This window comes from Verrucosispora sp. SN26_14.1, from assembly GCF_004307965.1.
GTDB lineage: Bacteria > Actinomycetota > Actinomycetes > Mycobacteriales > Micromonosporaceae > Micromonospora.
In genome coordinates this window covers 1-17,381 of the sequence record NZ_SISL01000088.1, presented here as the reverse complement: position 1 = coordinate 17,381, position 17,381 = coordinate 1, and the positions used below count along the sequence as shown (strand labels likewise).

The following is a 17,381-nucleotide window of genomic DNA, read 5'->3' as shown; positions in this document are numbered from 1 at the left end:
CGCCGCCGCCGACGACCGGGCCGACCACCCCGCCGCCCAGCACGCCTCCGCCGACCACGCCTCCGCCGTCGTCCAACACGCTCTACGTGGCGCCGACCGGCACCGACAGCGCGCCCGGGACGCTGGCGAGCCCGACGACGCTCGCCTCCGCGATCACCCGGATCACCTCGGGCGGGACGATCTTCCTGCGCGGCGGGACCTACCGCCACTCGCAGACCATCACCATCGGCCAGGGCAACAACGGCACGTCAAGCGCCCGCAAGAACATTTTCGCGTACGCGGGGGAGACCCCGGTCCTGAACTTCTCGGCGCAGAGCGAGGACCCGGCGAACCGGGGACTCGAAATGGGCGGATCGTGGTGGCACGTCCGTGGCATCGTCGTCGAGCGGGCCGGGGACAACGGCATCCTGCTCGCCGGCAACAACAACATCGTCGAGCGGGTGGTGACCCGCCACAACAGGGACTCCGGGCTCCAGCTCTCGCGGCTGATCGCCAACGCGCCCCGGGACCAGTGGCCCTCCAACAACCTCGTGGTCAGCACGGTGTCGCACGACAACGTCGACTCCGACGGTGAGGACGCCGACGGGTTCGCCCCGAAGCTGACCGTCGGCGCCGGCAACGTCTTCCGCTACACGGTCGCCCACAACAACATCGACGACGGGTACGACCTCTACACCAAGAGCGACACCGGCGCGATCGGCGCGGTGACCATCGAGTCCTCCCTCGCCTACGGCAACGGCACCCTCAGCAACGGTGGTCAGGCCGGCAACGGTGACCGCAACGGGTTCAAGCTCGGCGGCGAGGACATCGCGGTGAACCACACCATCCGGGGCAACATCGCCTACGACAACGGCAAGCACGGGTTCACCTACAACCGGAACCTGGGCACGATGACGGTGTCGAACAACGCCAACATCGGCAACACCGAGCGCAACTTCAACTTCGACGGCGGTTCCTCGGTGTTCCGCAACAACACCTCGTGCAGCGGCGGCTCGAACGACCGGATCGTCGGCAACTCCGACAGCTCGAACCAGTTCTGGTCCGGCACCAACGGGTCCCGGTGTTCGTCGTACTCGGGGGCGTTGGGGTGGTCCTTCGCCTCCGACGGCCGGCTGGTCGTGACCTTCGGCGGCCGGGTGGTCACCCCGTAACGAACACGGACGACGTCGGCGTCACCGGTGACGCCGACGTCGTTCACCGGGGGTTCATCCGAGAAACAAAGCTCGTTCATAGGTACGCCTGTTGGTATTCGTTGGCATCTGTCGCCTACGGATCGGCCAACATCCCATGCTCACCTGGCGCAACCGGGCACCCGCCCGCTCCGCAACGCGTACACCATCGGCACCGATCGTCGGGTCCGGCCCGGCTGCCGACCGCGACGATCAGGCCGGCCACGCGCTCCGCGCCCCGAGCCGATTGCACGCCTTCAATCGGTACGAGGTCAAGTACGTGGTGCCGGTCGCCGACGTGGCGGCGCTGCGTGCCGAACTGGACGCGCGAATGGGGCGCGACAGCCATGGTGACCGGACCGGATACGGCGTGTGGAGCGTCTACTACGACACGGATCGACTGCTCTTCTACTGGGAGAAGATCGAAGGTCTCCGGTTCCGTCGCAAACTGCGGATAAGGCACTACGGCGACCGGTCCACGATCACCGACGACAGCCTCGTGCACGTCGAGATCAAGCAACGGGTCAACCGGGTCACCCAGAAGCGTCGCGTCGCTCTGCCGTACCGCCTGGCCCGCGACTTCTGCGACCGCCGGGAGATGGTCGCGCACCATCCCGACCAGCGGGCCTTCCTCGAAGAGGTGCTTGAACTGGTCTGTGGACTGGATCTGCGTCCGGTCGCGATGACCGGCTACCAGCGGGAGGCGTTCGTCGGGCGGGACTCCGACGTCGGCCTGCGGGTCACGATCGACCATCGGGTACGCGGGCGGGACCGCGACTTCCACCTGGGCGCGGAGGCGGAGAACCGCCTGATCGTGCCGGCCACGCTCGCCGTGGTGGAGATCAAGGCCAACGAGCGGGTGCCGTACTGGTTCACCGATCTGGCCGCCCGGACCAACCTGTCGATCGTCCGGTTGTCGAAGTACTGCCAGAGCGTGGAGGCGTTCGGTCGCGCCCCTCGATCCGTCTTCCACGTGACGGACGACGCCGCCGTCTCCCATCCCTACGTGTAGAGAGCAGCGATTCTCATGCCGTTCGAATTCCAGGATCTCTCCGGTACGTTCAGCGTCGGCGACATCGCCCTCGTCCTGTCGCTGTCCTTCCTGCTCAGCGCGATGATCGGCTGGGTCTACCGATTCACCCACCGGAACATCTCGTACAGCCAGTCGTACGTGCAGACGCTCGTCATTCTCGGCATGCTCATCTCGCTGATCATGCTCGTCGTCGGGTCCAACATCGCCCGCGCGTTCGCTCTGGTGGGCGCACTGTCCGTGGTGCGTTTCCGGAACGCCATCAAGGAGACCCGGGACGTCGGCTTCATCTTTCTGGTGATGGGTATCGGCATGGCCTGCGGCACCAGGTTCTACGTCCTGGCCGTGGTCGCCGCCGTCGTGATCAGCATGATCATCGTGCTGATGTACCGCTTCAACTGGTTCGCCGCGAACGTGCAGCGGCAGGTGGTGAAGGTGCAGGTCCCGCCCGTGGAGAACTACACCGAGTCCATCCAGGACGTCCTGGTGCGCCACACCAGCGAGTTCGAGCTGGTCAGCATGGAGACGATTCGGGGCGGCGCGTTGACCGAGATCATGTACACGGTCCGGCTGAAGAAGGGCACCGAACCCGGTGACCTGATCGCCGCGCTGGCCGAACGCACCGGCGGTCAGCGGGTCACGGTGCTGACCGGCTACGACCAGACGGACCTGTGATGAGGCTCAAGCACCGGATCCCGATCCGGGTCCGGCACTACTGGAAGTTCCTGGCCGGCTGCGCCGCCTTCCTGCTCGTCCTCACGGTGACGCTCAGCACGGTGCGCATCCGCCCGTACGTCACCAGCAGTGCGGTCGGCGGTGACCTGGTCACTCAGGACATCGCCGGCACCGTCGACCTGTTCGACGAGACCGTGGCACACAGCATCACGCTCGTCTTCCGCGACGCGGACTACCAGCGGATGTTGGACACCTTCTATGCCGAGGGCGAGAAGGACTACATCGAGGCGGACCTGGTCGTCGACGGCACCAGCGTGCCCAGCGTCGGCATCCGGTTGAAGGGGAACTCCACGCTGCGCAGCCTGAGCCGCAACGGCGAGACCCCGCAGGGCGGACCGGGCGGCGCGGCACCTGACGGTGCTGGTCCCATGCCGGACGGCGCCGATCGCGACGGTGCCGGTCCGCTGCCGGACGGCGCCGATCGCGGCGGTGCCGGTCCCGGGCCGAACGGCGGCGGGATGTCGCGGATCTCGCTCCAGGCCGAGGAACCGGAGAACCTGCCCTGGCTCATCCGCTTCGACGAGTACGTCGACGGCCGCCGCTACCAGGGGCACCGGGAACTCTCCGTTCGCGTCGCCGGCATGGGCGGCGGCTCCACGGTGCTCAACGAGGCGGTGACGCTCGACCTGCTCGGCGACGCCGGTGAGGTGGCCCAGGAGTACGCGTACACCAGCTTCACCGTCAACGACCGGCCGACCACCGCCCGCCTGGTGGTGGAACATCCCGACGAGAACTTCACCGCGAAGATCGACGGCAGTGGGGTCCTCTACAAGGCGCTGGCCACCGGCAGTTTCACCGACCAGGGCGACGACCCGACCGCCTACGACGACGACTTCAAACAGATCACCATGAAGGGCAGTCAGGACCTGCAACCGGTCATCGACCTGATCAGATGGGTCGAGAACGCCAGCGACACCGAGTTCGACGAACACCTCGCCGACCGGGTCGACGTGGAGTCCTTCGCCCGCTACGTGGCCTGGCAGAACCTGCTGCTCAATTTCGACGACATGTCCGGTCCGGGTCGCAACTACTACCTCTGGTACGACCTGACCAGTAAGAAGTTCACCGTGGTCGGCTGGGACTACAACCTGACGTTCAGCGGGGACGCCGGCCAGGGCCCGCACGAGCAGGGGCGCCTCGGTGGTGGTTTCCGGGGCGGGGGTGCCACCCGTACGATGCCCGGCCAGCCGGAAGGCGCGCCCGGCGCTGCCGACACGATGCCCGAGCGTGCGGACCGTCCCGACACCGGGCAGCCACGTACGCGTGGGCGAGAGGGCAATAGGCCCGGTGGTGGTGGGCCCGCTGGCAGTGGGCCTGGTGGTGGTGGGCCTGATGGGGGCGGCCACCTCCTCAAGGAACGCTTCCTTGCCAGCGAGACGTTCACGAAGGTGTACGAGGACGCGTACCGCCAGCTCTATCGGCAGGTCTATGCCGACGGCTCGGCACTGGCGGCACTCGACGGCATCACCGAGGTGTTGTCGAGCGTCGACGGGCAGGACGCGCAGACCGTGACGGACGACGCGGATCGGCTGCGCACCCTGATCGGTCAACGCACCGAGAGCCTCGCCGCAGATCCGGTGATCACCCAGAGCTGAGTTGTCATGGCCCTCCGTCGATGTCCGGCGGGGGGCCCGCCGACCTGACATGTTCCTCACGTCCGATCGGGAGGCTGGCTGCGGCCGGGCCAAGAACCGGCCGCAGTGGCCCGGGAATGTCCCGGTCCGATCGGACGAAAGGCGTTGTCATGCGCAGGAGTCGGACGCTGTTGATGGGTGCCGTCATGCTGATCGCGCTGTCGGCCTGCGGGGCGACGGCCGACGAGAAGAAAACGGACGACGGCAGCGGACAGGTGGCCTCGTTGGCCACCCCGGAGCCGGAACGGACCGGTTCGGCGCAGCCGAAGGAGGAACGTCCGCGCGAGCGGCTCGACACCACGTCGGAGGAGTACGAGGCGTTGCTCGGGCCGTACCGCAAGTGCCTGAAGCAGCAGGGTGTCCCGGAGAAGTTGACGGCCGGGCATCCTGGCCGACCGTCCGGCGAGACCAACGCCAAGGAGGCGGAGGCGTACGAGGCGGCGAACCTGATCTGTGAGCCGAAGTTCTATCCGCTGCCGCCGTGGGAGAAGGACCCGGCCAACCCGGAGGCCCGGGACTTCGCGGTCGCCGTCGTGAAGTGCCTGAAGGACAAGGGCGTCAAGTACGTGGAGGTCTCCGAGGACGGCATCTCGCTCGCCTTCGGCGGGGACCAGAACCACTCCCGCTCGATCAGCATGGGCCTGGAGTTCGCACCCGAGTGCGAGCGCAAGGTCGCCGCCGCGCAGAACTGACGCCGCCCGACGAGCGCGGCGAGAATGTAAGGAGGGGTCCCTTCCTATACACGAGGCGTTAGGAAGGGACCCCTCCTTACACGCACAGCAGGGCGCGGCGACCGGGAGCACCGGTCGCCGCGCCCTTTCGTCTGTGCTGGCCGGTGGGGTCAGGCGGCGGCGAGGGCCTGCGTCGGGGGTAGCCGGGCCGCGCGTACGCAGGGGTAGACACCGGCCAGCACCCCGATCACCACGGCTCCGCCGACCCCGAGGCCCGCCGCCTGGCCGGGCAGCACCAGCGGCCATCCCTGCCAGGCCGCGTATCCGACGGTGGCGAGCAGTCCCACCGCCGTGCCGACCAGACCGCCGAGTGCCGCCAGCACCGTCGACTCGGTCAGGAACTGGCCCCGGATCTGTCCCCGGGTCGCCCCGAGTGCCCGTCGCAGGCCGATCTCGGCACGCCGTTCGAGGACCGAGACGACCATCGTGTTGGCCACCCCGATGCCTCCGACCAGCAGGGCGACCGCAGCCAGCGCCAGGAAGAGCACGGAGAAGTTGCCCTCGGTGGCCCGTTTCGCGGCCAACGCGTCGGAGGGGCGGCTCACCACCACCTGGCCGGGACGCTCCGGCGAGATCGTCTCCGCCAGGACACCGCGTACCGCCTCCAGTTGCGACTCCTCGCAACGGATGTAGATCACCGTCGGGTGGCCGTCGAACCGCAGTTCGCTGCGGGCCGCCGGCCACCCGACCAGCACCGACCGGTCGATGTCGGGGGAGAGCGGGGTCTCGGCCAGGATGCCGACCACGGTGAACCGCCGGTCCGCGATCGTCACCTGGGGTGCGGGTTGTCCGGCGGGCAGGTCGGCGATGCCGAGTCGGGTGGCGGCCACCGAACCGAGTACGACGGTGGGGAACTCCGCCGTGGCCGGGTTCAGCCAACTGCCGACGCTGATCCGTGCGTTGATGGTGGGCAACAGGTCGAGGCGGGCGGCCAGCACGGTGAGGCCGGAGCCGTCGGTGGGATCGAGGAGGTCGTTGCGGCGTACCACGGTGCGGGTGTTGCCGACCGCGCTGGCCGCCGTGACCGGGCCGATCCGCTGCACCATCACCACGGCGGATTCCGGCAGCTTGGTCGGCGGATCACGATCCGGTGCCGCCACCGCCTGGAGGGAGTTCGTGCCGAGCGCGGTCAACTCGGCCAGCAGCGCGGCCTGGCCGGCGGCCGGGATGCCGGTGACCACGATCATCGTGGCGATGCCGATCGCGATGCCCAGCGCCGACAGCACCGCCCGCAGCGGGCGGGCCCGCAGGCCGGTCAGCCCGAGCGAGAGCAGGTCCGGTACGGCCAGCCGGGCCGGTCGTGGTGCCCGGTCGATCGGCCCGGTCACCGGTCCGACACCGCATCGCCGGCCGGGTCGCCCGACTCCACGGCACGCGCCAGGCCGCCCGACTCCACGGTGCGCGCCGAGCTGACCGACTCCACGGCGGGAGCCGACTCCACGGCCAGCGCCGGGACGGGCGACGGGTGCGTGTCGTCGCGGATCAGTCGTCCGTCGCGGATCTCGATCTGCCGGGGCAGTGACGCGGCGATGCCTCGGTCATGGGTGATCAGCACGATGGTGGTGCCTTCCTCGTGGAGCCGACGCAGCAGCCGCAGCACGGACTGACCGGTGGCGGTGTCGAGTGCGCCGGTGGGTTCGTCGGCCAGGACCAGCGACGGTTGGTTGGCCAGGGCGCGGGCGATCGCGACGCGCTGTTTCTCGCCGCCGGACAACTGCCCCGGGCGGTGCCCGGTGCGGTGCGCCAGACCGACCCGGGCCAGGGCGCGCAGGGCGTGCTCCCGCCGTTGCCGTCGTGGCACCCCGGCGTAGAGCAGGCCGGTTGCGACGTTGTCGACGGCACTGAGCCCGTCGGCGAGGTGGAACTGCTGGAAGACGAAGCCGATCTCCCGGGCCCGCAGCGCGGACAGCCGCCGGTCGCCGAGCGTGGCGACGTCCTGGCCGGCGATGTGGACGGTGCCCGAGGTGGGGCGGTCCAACGTGCCGATGATGTTGAGCAGGGTCGACTTGCCCGATCCGGACGGCCCGACGACGGCGACCAGTTCCCCGGCGGCGACGTCCAGGCTGACGTCGGCCAGCGCGGTGACCCCGCCGGGATAGACCATGGACGCGTGACGCACCGAGAGCACGGGTCCGGTCACGAGGGCACCACCACCTCGGTGCCCTCGGTCAGTCCGTCGCCGGTGATCTCGACCCAGCCGTCGGCGAACATGCCGGTGCTGACCGCGACCAGCCCGCCCGGTCCCTGCACCGCGTAACCGCCCTCGCGCAACGCCACCAGCGCCTCGACCGGCGCGACCAGCACGTCGACGGCGGTACGACCGGTGAAGTGCACCTGCACCTCACCGGAGTCGAGGTCGGCGATGGTCTGCGGCTTGTCGACGGCCACCGTCACGGTGAGCAGCGCTGGGCCGTTCGCGATGCCGCTGTCGCTGGCGACGAGATCACGGCCGACGGAGACGACCCGGGCGGGGACCTCACGGTCGTCGGGCAGGCCCACCCGGATCCGGTCCCCACGCTTGATGGCGGCGGCGTCGGTGAGTTCGGCACCGACCGTGATCACCTTGCGGACCGAGGTCACCGACATCAGTGGCGTCTCCGCCGGGTCACCGGGTTGGGCGGTCACCGAGTCCACCCGGACCGCCCCGCTGGCCACCTCGACGTGTCCGACCGGGATCGTGCCGGTCGCCGGCACACCGAGGTCGGTCTGCCAGCGCTTGATAGCCGCGACCAGTGCCGGCGTGAGGACGCCCTCGCCGCTGCGTACCCGCTGCGAAGCTGCCGGGGATTCCGCTGCCGCCGCCGGCTCGTCGTCGTCATCGTCGGCGGCGTTGCGGGTCGGCGGCTGCGGCGTCACCTGCTCGCCGGGCGACGGCTGCCAGCCGATCGGGTAACCGAGCGCACGGAGGTTGTCGGCGATCACCCGGACGTCCCGGCCGACCAGGTTCGTGCCGGCGATGTCCCGGTACATCGGGATGCTGCCGTAGAAGAGCACCACCGGCCGGTCGTCGGCCCGGAACAGTTGCCCACCCCGCTTGACCGTGGTGCCGGCCTTCGGCAACCAGGTGACCGTCGCGGTCAGGTGCCCGGCCAGCGGGCGCGTCGGGCCGTACCCGATGCTTCCGGGCAGCGTCCGGGTGGTCGACAGGTCACGGCGCGCGATCGGCGTGGTCGCGACCACGTCGGTTTCCCTCGACGCCGGCTGTGCGTCTGCCCGGTGCCGGGTCACCACGATCCCGGTACCCACCGTCAGCACCGCCACCACGAGCGCCACGGCGATCCACCGCACACCACGTCGCCGTACGGGCGGATCGGGTACACGCGGTATGAACTCGGTCGGGGCGTCCTGCTTCGGATCCATGCCGACGAGGGTGTCCAGCGGTCGTTAGAAACCTGTCAGGTATCGCCGCCGGAGCCCTGCCGTCGGGAATCCGGTCCTATCATCGCCGCCATGTGTGCACAGGTGCTGGTCGCCGATGACGATCCTCGCCAGGCCGAGGTGGTACGCCGCTATCTGACCGCCGAGGGGCACGAGGCCGTGGTGGTGCACGACGGTCGGGCGGCGCTGGAGACGGCCCGCCGACTCCGTCCCGACCTGCTGGTGCTGGACGTGATGATGCCGGAGATGGACGGTCTCCAGGTGTGCAAGACCCTGCGCGGGGAGTCCGACGTCCTGGTGTTGATGCTGACCGCCCGGTCCTCCGAGGACGACCTGCTGACCGGACTGGACCTGGGCGCCGACGACTACCTGACCAAGCCGTACAGCCCCCGGGAACTGATGGCCCGGGTGCGGACCCTGCTGCGGCGGGCGAGACCCGGCACACCGTCGCCCGCCGGGGCCGGGCTGCTGCGGGTCGGACCGATCGAGATCGACCCGACCGCGCACCAGGTGACCGTGGACGGCGTCCGGGTCGCCTGCACCCGGGGTGAGTTCGCCATCCTGGTGGCGATGGTGAAGCAGCCGAACCGGGTCTTCACCCGAGGCCAACTGCTGCACCACACGCGGGGGCTCGACCGCAGCTCGACCGAGCGGACCATCGACGTCCACGTGATGAACCTGCGTCGCAAGATAGAACGCGATCCGCAGCGGCCGGTCTGGTTGGTGACCGTCTTCGGGGTCGGCTACAAGCTGGCCGGCGCTTCGGCGACATCCCGATGAGCACCCGGCGGGTGCCGATCCGGCACAGTCTGGTGACCCGGTTGCTGGTCACCTCGGTGCTGATCGCGATCGCCGCGATCACCTCCACCGCCTGGCTGGCCACCCGGACCGCGACCCGGGCGATCAGCCAGGAGCAGGGTCGCTCACTCGCCGAGAACACCGAGGTCTACAACGAGCTGATCGAGTACGCGGCCACCCACCCGGACTGGTCCGCGGTGTCGCCGCTCATCGAGCAGCGGGCCGCCGGACTGGACCGGCGGATCACGCTGATGACCGACGACCGGACGATCGTGGCCGACACGCTCGACGGCCCCTCGCTGGACGCCGCCCGCCCGGCCGCCGTGGTCGACCCGCTGAACCTGGACCTCGGCCTCACCGGCGGCACCGACCGCATCGACCCTCGGGCGGTCGGCCCGTTCCGGGTGCCGGACGACGTCAGCGACGAACTGCTCGCGAAGGCCGAGGAACAGTTGAGGTGCCTGCGGGGGAGTCGCCTGGACGGAGAGATCAAGCCGCTGCCCGACGGGCGGTTCACCGTCGTGCTGACCACGCCGGATCCGCGCGGGTCGGCAGATCGATGCGAGGCGAAGCCCGAGACGGCCGGCCAGGCCGAGGAGAAGGCGCTGCGGTCCCTGGGGCAGCTGGCAGGGAAGTGCCTCGACCTGGCCGACGACGAGGGACTGGAGATCCTGCCCGACTTCAGCGCGTACCTGATCAACATCTCCGTCGACGAGCGCAGCGTCCGTCCCGCCCCCCGGGAGACCTTCCGGGTCGACGTGGACGCGGACGAAGCGGCCCTGATCAGCGAGTGCGTGGAGCAGTCGCGGCGGAGCATGCTCCAGCCGCACGTGGCCCCGGCCGTGCTGCTGTTCATCACCGCCCCGGACAGCGGCGCCGACCAGACCACCTTCACGCTCTCCGGCGAGAACACCGTCCGCATCGTCACGGTCACCGGCGCGGTGCTGGTCGCCACCATCATCGTCACGGTGCTGGTCGGCCGCCGGCTGGTCCGTCCGTTGCGGACACTCACCGACGCCGTCGACCGGCAGCAGCCGGCCCCGGTCTCCGCACCGGACGAGATCGGCCGGCTGGCCCGGGCGCTGAACGACTCGACCCACCGTCGGGACCGCGCCGAGGCGCAGCGACGCGCCATGGTCAGCGACGTCGCGCACGAACTGCGTACGCCGCTGACCAACATCCGCAGTTGGCTGGAGGCGGCCCAGGACGATCTCGCGCCGACCGACGCCCAACTGCTCGACCTGCTGCACGAGGAGGCGGTGCTACTTCAGCACATCATCGACGACCTCGCCGACCTGGCCGCCGCCGACGCGGGCACGCTGCGGATCCATCCCGAGCCGACCTACGTGCGGGACGTGGTCACGCAGGTGGTGGACAGTCATCGGGGCACGGCCCAGGCGGCCGGGATCGCGCTGACCGTGCAGATCGATGAGGACCCCGTGTTGCCGGCCGACGCGGTACGGCTGCGGCAGATCGTCGGCAACCTGGTCTCGAACGCGATCCGCTACACCCCGCCCGGGGGGTCGGTCACCGTCGCCGCGCAGGACACCACGATCACCGTACGGGACACCGGGGTGGGCATCGCGGCCGAGCACCTGTCGAAGATCTTCGACAGGTTCTGGCGGGCGGACGGCTCGCGTACCCGGGCGACCGGTGGCAGCGGCCTGGGTCTGCCGATCACCCAGCATCTCGTGAAGGCACACGGCGGCACCATCGACGTGCAGAGCACCCTGGGCGAGGGCAGCCTGTTCACCGTCCGGTTGCCGGACACCCCGGCGGGGCCGCGTCAGGAATGACGCGGCCCCGCCGGTGCGGGTGGACCGAGGACGGGGGAGGTCAACGGCCCACCGTGTTCATCGGTCAGCGCACCCGCAGCTTCTGGTGCACCTCTGCGGTGGGCGCGTAGGTCCGGTCACCGGAGTAGGCGACGTGCACCGCGTACGACCCGGCGGACAGCCCGCTGGTCGGCAGCTTCACGACGGCCTTGCCCTTGTCCAGCGTCACCACGTGCGTGCTGCCGGCGAAGGTCACGGTGATCTCGCCGGTCGGCGTCGGCGACTTCTTGTGCTTCTTCTGTGCCCGCACCTCGACGTCGAGGGTGAACGCGCGGCCGGCGGGGACCGACGCGGGCGCGGCCTTCGCCTTGACCTTGGCACGGGCGTCACCGACCGTGTCGACGCCCGTCCAGAGGTGGTCGCGGGCGAAGATCGTGAAGAGCTGGCTGGCGGTCATGCCGTCGTGCGCACCCGGGACCTGGGTGGTGTGGGCGGTGTACCCACGGGCGCGGAAGTTGTCGGCGATGGCGTTCTGGTTGTTGAGGTTGCCCTCGAACACGCCGTTGCCGAGGAACACGAGGAGGTCGTCGTCGCCGACCGCGTTCGCGACGTTGTCGTAGTCCTGGGCGCTCAGCGACGGGTTGCCGGAGAAGTGACCGTAGTACCCGAACGTGGTCGGGTAGCCGCGGATCACGTGGGCGCCGGTCATACCGCCGTACGAGAACCCGGCGTACGCCCGGCCGGACCGGTCGGTGGCGACGTTGTACCGGTCCTCGATGAGCGGCAGGATCGTCTGGACCAGGTTGTCGGCGGCGTTGGTCTGGTTGTACGACGCGAAGCCGAGGCTGGTGCCCGTGAAGTGGTTGCCCATGGTGACGACCACGGTGGGCTCGATCTCGCCCTTCGCGGTCATGTTGTCCAGGATGTTCGGGACGTTCGCCGGCACCATGAAGTCGGTCTCGTCACCGAAGATGCCGTGCGCCAGGTACGCCACCTTGTACGGCTGTGCGCGCTTGGCGTTGTAACCGGGCGGCAGGTAGACACCGAGGTAGTGACCGCTGTCGCCGAGGATGGTGGTGTACGGGACGTACCTGACGGTGCCCCGGTCCTTGGGCTTGGCCGGCAGCTCGTACTCGGCACGGCTCTTGAGCACCGGGTCGTTCTGCTTGGTCGCGTACGGCACGTACACGGCGTCGAGGACGTCGTTGTTCCGGGTCCGGAACGAGGACTCGCCCGGCGGACGCGGGTTCGTCGAGGCCGGGTCCCAGATGCGCTTGTTCTCCCAGCCCTGGGTCGGGTCCCAGACCCGGTACCAGTAGCTGATGCCGCCCGCGTGCAGCGGCAGCGAGACCGACCAGTTGCCCTTCTTGTCCCTGGTCATGTCGCGGAGGAACTCGGTTCCCCCGGCGTGGTACCGACCCGGCTGCCACTCCTCCGGCTGGTACCGGGTGTTGCCGGTGTTCACGTCGAGCAGGGTCAGGTCCCCGGCGAGACGGACCTGCGTGGCGTTCGGGTTGCGGTAGACGAAGGTGACCGTGTATCCGGTCGGTGAGTGCTTGTCCGCCTTGACGGTCGCACCCTCCTTGGCCGCAGGCTTGGCCGAGGCGGCAGCCGGCGCGGAGACGACGAGGCCGACTCCGAGTGACATGGTCGCGAGCAACGAGACGGTACGCCTGAGCCTGCGCTTTCCGGTCTCTGTCTTCAACTGAGCACACTCCTCTACAACCGCTTCTCGCGGTGCTGTTCGGATCTCGTGGTCGTGTTCGGACCCTGGCTCTCGGCTCCGGCTTACTGCCGCCGGAGCCGCTGAAGGTGGGTGAGGTCTGCGCGACGAGGCGCGGGGTGGTCGGACATGGAGAGCCTCCTCGTGGGCCACGTGGGCTACTGCCCGGTGGGGGGTATGACCCGTTTCGGTACTCTGTGGATCTGGTCCTGTGCTAAATCGAATTAGCATCGGTAGTGTGGCGGGGGTCGCCTTTCGATGTCAAGAGTGTTCCAGGGCCGTTACGTCTCAGGTCGCTCCTGGTCACGGCCGTGCGGGGATCGACGCACCGTCACCATGGAGTCGTCTCGGCTTCCGATCGGGTGCCGGCTCACGTGTCCGGCGATCGCGGCGACGCCGTCACTCGTAGATGCGGAAGTTGTCGAACTCGAAGGCACCGCGACTCGTCGCGATCACCCCGGCGGTGCCGTCCGGGAAATCGACGGCGTCGACCGTCTTCACCTTCGTGCCGTTGATATAGAGATCGAGCTGATCGCCCTTGCCGACGATGGCCAGACTGTTCCAGCCCTCGGCGGTTATCTTCTCGGAACGCTCGGTCAGGCGGTAGGAGAATCCGAGGGTGTCGCTGCGCGCCACGAACGAATAGGTGCCGTCTCCGGAGAGCAGGAAGGCGTAGTACCGCTTCGGCTGACCGGACCACCGGTACATCAATCCGGCCGCGCTGGTGGAGAGGGCCCGGTCCGCGATTCGTACGTCGACGGAGACCGGCCTGTCGGTCATCTCGACCGGCACCCGGTCACCGGCGTTGGTGGCGTTGATCCAGATGTAGCGCACCCGGCTGGCGTCGGTCCGGTTGGAGAGGCGGAACAGACCCTGGACGGTGTCGATCTCGCTCCGCCACACGTCGTCGTCGCCGTCCTCGGTGTCGACCCAGAGCGCGTACCGCGCCAGGACCTCGTCCGGATCGCTGACGGTCGAGGTGAACGGCTCGGTGAACAACGCGTGCCGGAACGGGTCCGGCGGCTGCTCCTTCGGCATCAGCGCCGCGATGCCGGCAACGATCCCGACCAGGCCGCCGACGATGCCGATCAGCCCCGGGACCGACCTCAGCGCGCGACGGAGTCGCTGTCGCCGGGGGCGCGTCACCGCGGTGTCCGTCCCGGCCGGGTTGGTCTCGGTCGGGTTGGTCCCGGTCGGGTCGGCGTCCCGCTCCCCGGTGGCGGACGGAGTGCGTGGCTCGACGATGTCGGGGGTGTCGTGCGGAGTGGTCAGGTCGCTCTCGGCGGTTTCTGCCGACGACAGCGGAAGGTCCGCTCGACGTGCCCCGTCGTCGTCGAGCGGCGAAGGATGCTCACTTCTCATGAGCGGCATTCCTTTCCGGTCGTCGTCAGTGGAATTTCCACGATGTCGACGGGGAGTCGAGCCGCCGGAACGGCGGTGCGATTGAATCGTAGCGAGACGCGTCGGTAGTGCGGGAATTCGACGGGAATGCGACCCGGAGAATGCGCCCGTACGCGCGCGATCGACGGCGCGTCACTCGATCGCGGTCGGGGAATGGTCCATGATCTGTCAGCCGCTCGGTGGGTGGCGGTAGGAGCCCTCCATGGCGCCCCGGTCGCTCGACCGGGGCACCGAGGAGATGCCGTTATGTCGTCGTACGTCTATGTGTTGTTCCTGAGGTCGCCGTGCCGCTGCGCGGTACCCACGGTGACCGGGGGCCCTCAGGCCCTGCGACCCGGCCCTGCCCAACGGCACGTCGCTCCCGGTCCGACCCGGTGACGACTTCGGCGTGGCCCACTCCGGCCCGTGGTGGTCGCGGCCCCGACCAGCTCCGACGACACCGCCCTCATCAGTGGTCGACCAGTTCGACGGTCACGGTGGCGGTGTCGCCCACGTCGAGCGCCTCGGCGGTGCGGACGGCGCGCTTGACCGGGAGGACGTAGCAACCGCGTGTGCTGTCGGGGAACACCGAGGTCGTCCACCGGCTGCCGCCGATGGCGGCCCGGACGCGTACCGCACCGAAACCCCGACGGGTCCCGCCGGAGCGCTCGCGGATCTCCTCCGACGCCCCGACCGGCAGGCTGACGAAGGTCCAGCTCTCGTCACGCCGGGCAGCCCAGGTCCACAACTCACTGTCGAACGTCACGATCACGACGGTCAGCATCACATCCGGGACCGACAGTGCCGACGCCCCGCCGGTCGAAGGTCGCTCGCGAACGGTCGCAGCGACCGCCCACGGGCGGACGCCCGACGGCCTCTGCGTGGCGCGCGGTCCTCGCGCGCCACGCAGGGTGTGGACATGTCGTCGCTCAGTGGGTCAGGACGACGGTGGAGATGCTGCGCGCGCCCACGTTGACCGAGACCTGCCCGCCGTTGACGCTGGTCGGCTGGCTGGCCGCGTTGGCGCTCAGCGAGGTCAGGTAGTGCTCCGCCCGGGTGACGGACTGCGGCACCTGGATCACGGCGTTGTTGACCGCGCTGGTCGAGCGGTTGAGGATCACCAGCGTCGTCTTCCCGCCACCCTGGTACGCGGTCACCTCCAGCGGTGCGGCCTTGGAGCTCTTGGCCAGGGCGACCCGCTGGTAGCCGGGGCGGACGTACTTGGAGTACTGCGAGAAGGCGTACCCCCGCTTGAGCGGTGCGCCGGCCGTGGTGCCGAAGGCGGCCTCGCCGTCACCGATGAAGGAGTAGTAGCGCTTGCCGTACCACCAGACGTAGGCGGTCCAGTTCGCCTCCATCGACCGGTGCACCGTGCGCATGATGTCGTCGAGCGTCTCGTTCCAGACCGTCTGGTTGCCCGGGTTGCCCCAGATGTTGGAGCCGTTGCCGTCGGCCGCGTGCAGGTTCCACTCGGTCATCCAGACCGGCTTGTTGTGCTGGTCGGCCAGCGGGTACGACCGCAGCCGCCCAGCCGCCTCGGTGCCGTACAGGTGACCGCCGATGTAGCCGATGTTGTTGCGGGCGGTGGTGTCGTTGAGCGTCGGGTCGGTGTAGGTGTAGTTCAGGTTCACCGCCTCGGCGACCATCAGCTTGGTGTTCTGCACCCGTGTGCCGTGGTCACGGACGAAGTTGCGCAGCTCGGTGCCGCTCCAGTCCATCGAGTCGTAGTCCGGGTGCCAGTCCGGCTCGTTCTGCACGGAGGTGACGTCGATCGTCACGCCCTGCCCGCGCATGTACTGGACGTAGCTGTTGAGGTGGTTGGCGTAGTCGTCGTAGTAGTCGGTCCGCAGCTTGCCGCCGTTGACCCGACTGTTGTTCGTCTTCCACGCCGCCGGGGCCGTCCAGGGTGAGGCCAGGATCTTCACGCCCGAACCGGAGGCCTTGGCCGTCTTCAACGAGTTCACATGCGTCGCCCACTCGCTCGACACCGGCGACAGACCGGTCCGCACGATGGACAACCCCAACTGGTTGGCGCCCATCCCGACCAATGTCTGCGTCTCGGCGGTCGACCACGCGCTGCCCCAGATCGACTGCGCCGCCCCGAAACCGTCGACCGTCTGGTGGCGGGTGGCGTTGTTGACCGTGATGTCCGCCGCGCCGGTGGGTGGCGGGGTGGTCGGCGGTGGCGTGGTCGGCGGCGGGCTGGGGATGGTGCCGCCGGTGCAGCCCACCCCGTTGAGCGCGAAGATGACCGGGGCGGGGTTGCTGCCGGTCCAGGACCCGTTGAAGCCGAACGAGGCGGTGCCGTTGGTGGGGATCGTGCCGTTGTAGCTGACGTTCTGGGCGGAGACGGCGGTGCCGCTCTGGGTCACCGTGGCGTTCCACGCCTGGTCGATGGTCTGCCCGGCGTCGAAGCGCCAGGTCAACGTCCAGTTCGTGACCGGATCACCGTTGTTGGTGATGACGACGTTGGCGCCGAATCCGCCCTGCCACTGCGATGCCACCGTGTAGTTCACCGTGCAACCGGCTGCCGCCGCGCCGGCGGGCATCGCTACGGCGACTCCGGCCGACGCCAGGAGTACGGCACCGGCGGTCACCCGGGCGGCATTGTGTGTGAACGCTCTCATTCGTCTTTTCATCGCTGCTCCGGTCTCCTCGGAATGGGATGCATCGACCTGCCGTCGGTGACGACGCAGAGACGGGAGCGCTCCCATGGCGCGGCGGAGGCCGCCCAGTTGCGCCCGGGACGGGGGCGGTGGTGAAAGCGCTTGCCAGATCGGCCTGAATGTATGCCGCGTCAACGATCGATGTCAATGTTGCGACGCGTCGCCTCCGAGGCGGCCGTCCGCAACCCGGATGTCGCGCCGGGCCGCGCCCGAGGTGTGCAAGGAAGGGCCCCCTACTAACGCCTGGTGTATTACAAGGGTCCCTTCCTTACATCTGGGCGGCGGGCGGAGCGGGGTGCCGGGTGGGTGGGGCGGCCCACCCGGGTGACGTGCAGCAGCCGCTCCGGCGCGACGTCCAGGAG

General features: G+C 69.3%; 14 protein-coding genes. 7 read left to right on the top strand and 7 right to left on the bottom strand.

Features of this window, described 5'->3' with window-relative positions; genetic code table 11:
* The 5 genes from EYA84_RS11280 to EYA84_RS11260 all read left to right on the top strand — a co-directional run.
* Positions 1-1,151 (top strand): right-handed parallel beta-helix repeat-containing protein (locus EYA84_RS11280; RefSeq protein ID WP_131052986.1); only part of this gene is annotated, 1,151 nt, incomplete at its 5' end.
* 265 nt (positions 1,152-1,416) lie between these two features.
* Positions 1,417-2,181: a polyphosphate polymerase domain-containing protein gene (locus EYA84_RS11275; protein WP_236145708.1), complete on the top strand. Its 765-nt coding sequence runs from the start codon at positions 1,417-1,419 to the stop codon at positions 2,179-2,181.
* A gap of 15 nt (positions 2,182-2,196) precedes the next feature.
* Positions 2,197-2,874 carry a DUF4956 domain-containing protein gene (locus tag EYA84_RS11270; RefSeq protein WP_131052984.1) on the top strand — a complete coding sequence of 226 codons (678 nt, stop codon included), beginning with the start codon at positions 2,197-2,199 and terminating at the stop codon, positions 2,872-2,874.
* Entirely contained in the window at positions 2,874-4,529 is a 1,656-nt protein-coding gene (locus tag EYA84_RS11265) for a CotH kinase family protein (protein WP_131052983.1), read from the top strand. Before EYA84_RS11270 ends, EYA84_RS11265 begins: the two co-directional genes overlap by 1 nt.
* Positions 4,530-4,678: 149 nt before the next feature.
* Positions 4,679-5,260 (top strand): hypothetical protein, encoded by a 582-nt coding sequence (locus tag EYA84_RS11260; RefSeq protein ID WP_131052982.1) that lies wholly within the window; start codon positions 4,679-4,681, stop codon positions 5,258-5,260.
* Positions 5,261-5,409: 149 nt separating this feature from the next.
* Here EYA84_RS11260 and EYA84_RS11255 read toward each other — a convergent pair whose 3' ends face one another.
* From EYA84_RS11255 to EYA84_RS11245, 3 genes are read right to left on the bottom strand one after another with little or no spacing between them, the layout of a single operon-like run.
* Complete coding sequence (locus EYA84_RS11255) at positions 5,410-6,627, bottom strand: ABC transporter permease (protein ID WP_131052981.1); 1,218 nt, start codon at positions 6,625-6,627, stop codon at positions 5,410-5,412.
* Entirely contained in the window at positions 6,624-7,439 is an 816-nt protein-coding gene (locus EYA84_RS11250; RefSeq protein WP_387263746.1) for an ABC transporter ATP-binding protein, read from the bottom strand. Before EYA84_RS11250 ends, EYA84_RS11255 begins: the two co-directional genes overlap by 4 nt.
* Positions 7,436-8,659 carry a hypothetical protein gene (locus EYA84_RS11245; protein WP_131052980.1) on the bottom strand — a complete coding sequence of 408 codons (1,224 nt, stop codon included), beginning with the start codon at positions 8,657-8,659 and terminating at the stop codon, positions 7,436-7,438. Before EYA84_RS11245 ends, EYA84_RS11250 begins: the two co-directional genes overlap by 4 nt.
* Before the next feature lie 90 nt (positions 8,660-8,749).
* Between EYA84_RS11245 and EYA84_RS11240 the strand changes: the two genes are divergently transcribed.
* Both EYA84_RS11240 and EYA84_RS11235 read left to right on the top strand, forming a co-directional pair.
* Positions 8,750-9,457: a response regulator transcription factor gene (locus EYA84_RS11240; RefSeq protein WP_131052979.1), complete on the top strand. Its 708-nt coding sequence runs from the start codon at positions 8,750-8,752 to the stop codon at positions 9,455-9,457.
* Positions 9,454-11,271, top strand: a complete 1,818-nt coding sequence (locus EYA84_RS11235) for a cell wall metabolism sensor histidine kinase WalK (protein ID WP_131052978.1) — start codon at positions 9,454-9,456, stop codon at positions 11,269-11,271. The genes EYA84_RS11240 and EYA84_RS11235 overlap by 4 nt, the downstream gene beginning before the upstream one ends.
* A 64-nt stretch (positions 11,272-11,335) precedes the next feature.
* On the opposite strand, the gene EYA84_RS11230 is transcribed toward EYA84_RS11235, so the two are convergent.
* The 4 genes from EYA84_RS11230 to EYA84_RS11215 all read right to left on the bottom strand — a co-directional run bounded on the left by EYA84_RS11230 (position 11,336) and on the right by EYA84_RS11215 (position 16,980).
* The gene (locus EYA84_RS11230; RefSeq protein WP_161594950.1) at positions 11,336-12,898 is read right to left on the bottom strand and encodes an alpha/beta hydrolase-fold protein; all 1,563 of its coding nucleotides are present in this window, start codon (positions 12,896-12,898) and stop codon (positions 11,336-11,338) included.
* Between the two features lie 474 nt (positions 12,899-13,372).
* Positions 13,373-14,335: a LamG domain-containing protein gene (locus EYA84_RS11225; RefSeq protein ID WP_161594949.1), complete on the bottom strand. Its 963-nt coding sequence runs from the start codon at positions 14,333-14,335 to the stop codon at positions 13,373-13,375.
* A 487-nt stretch (positions 14,336-14,822) separates the two neighbouring features.
* The gene (locus tag EYA84_RS11220) at positions 14,823-15,125 is read right to left on the bottom strand and encodes a DUF1905 domain-containing protein (RefSeq protein ID WP_131052975.1); all 303 of its coding nucleotides are present in this window, start codon (positions 15,123-15,125) and stop codon (positions 14,823-14,825) included.
* A gap of 157 nt (positions 15,126-15,282) precedes the next feature.
* Positions 15,283-16,980, bottom strand: coding sequence for a cellulose binding domain-containing protein (locus EYA84_RS11215; RefSeq protein WP_131052974.1), 1,698 nt, complete (start codon positions 16,978-16,980; stop codon positions 15,283-15,285).
* Positions 16,981-17,381 lie beyond the last annotated feature (401 nt).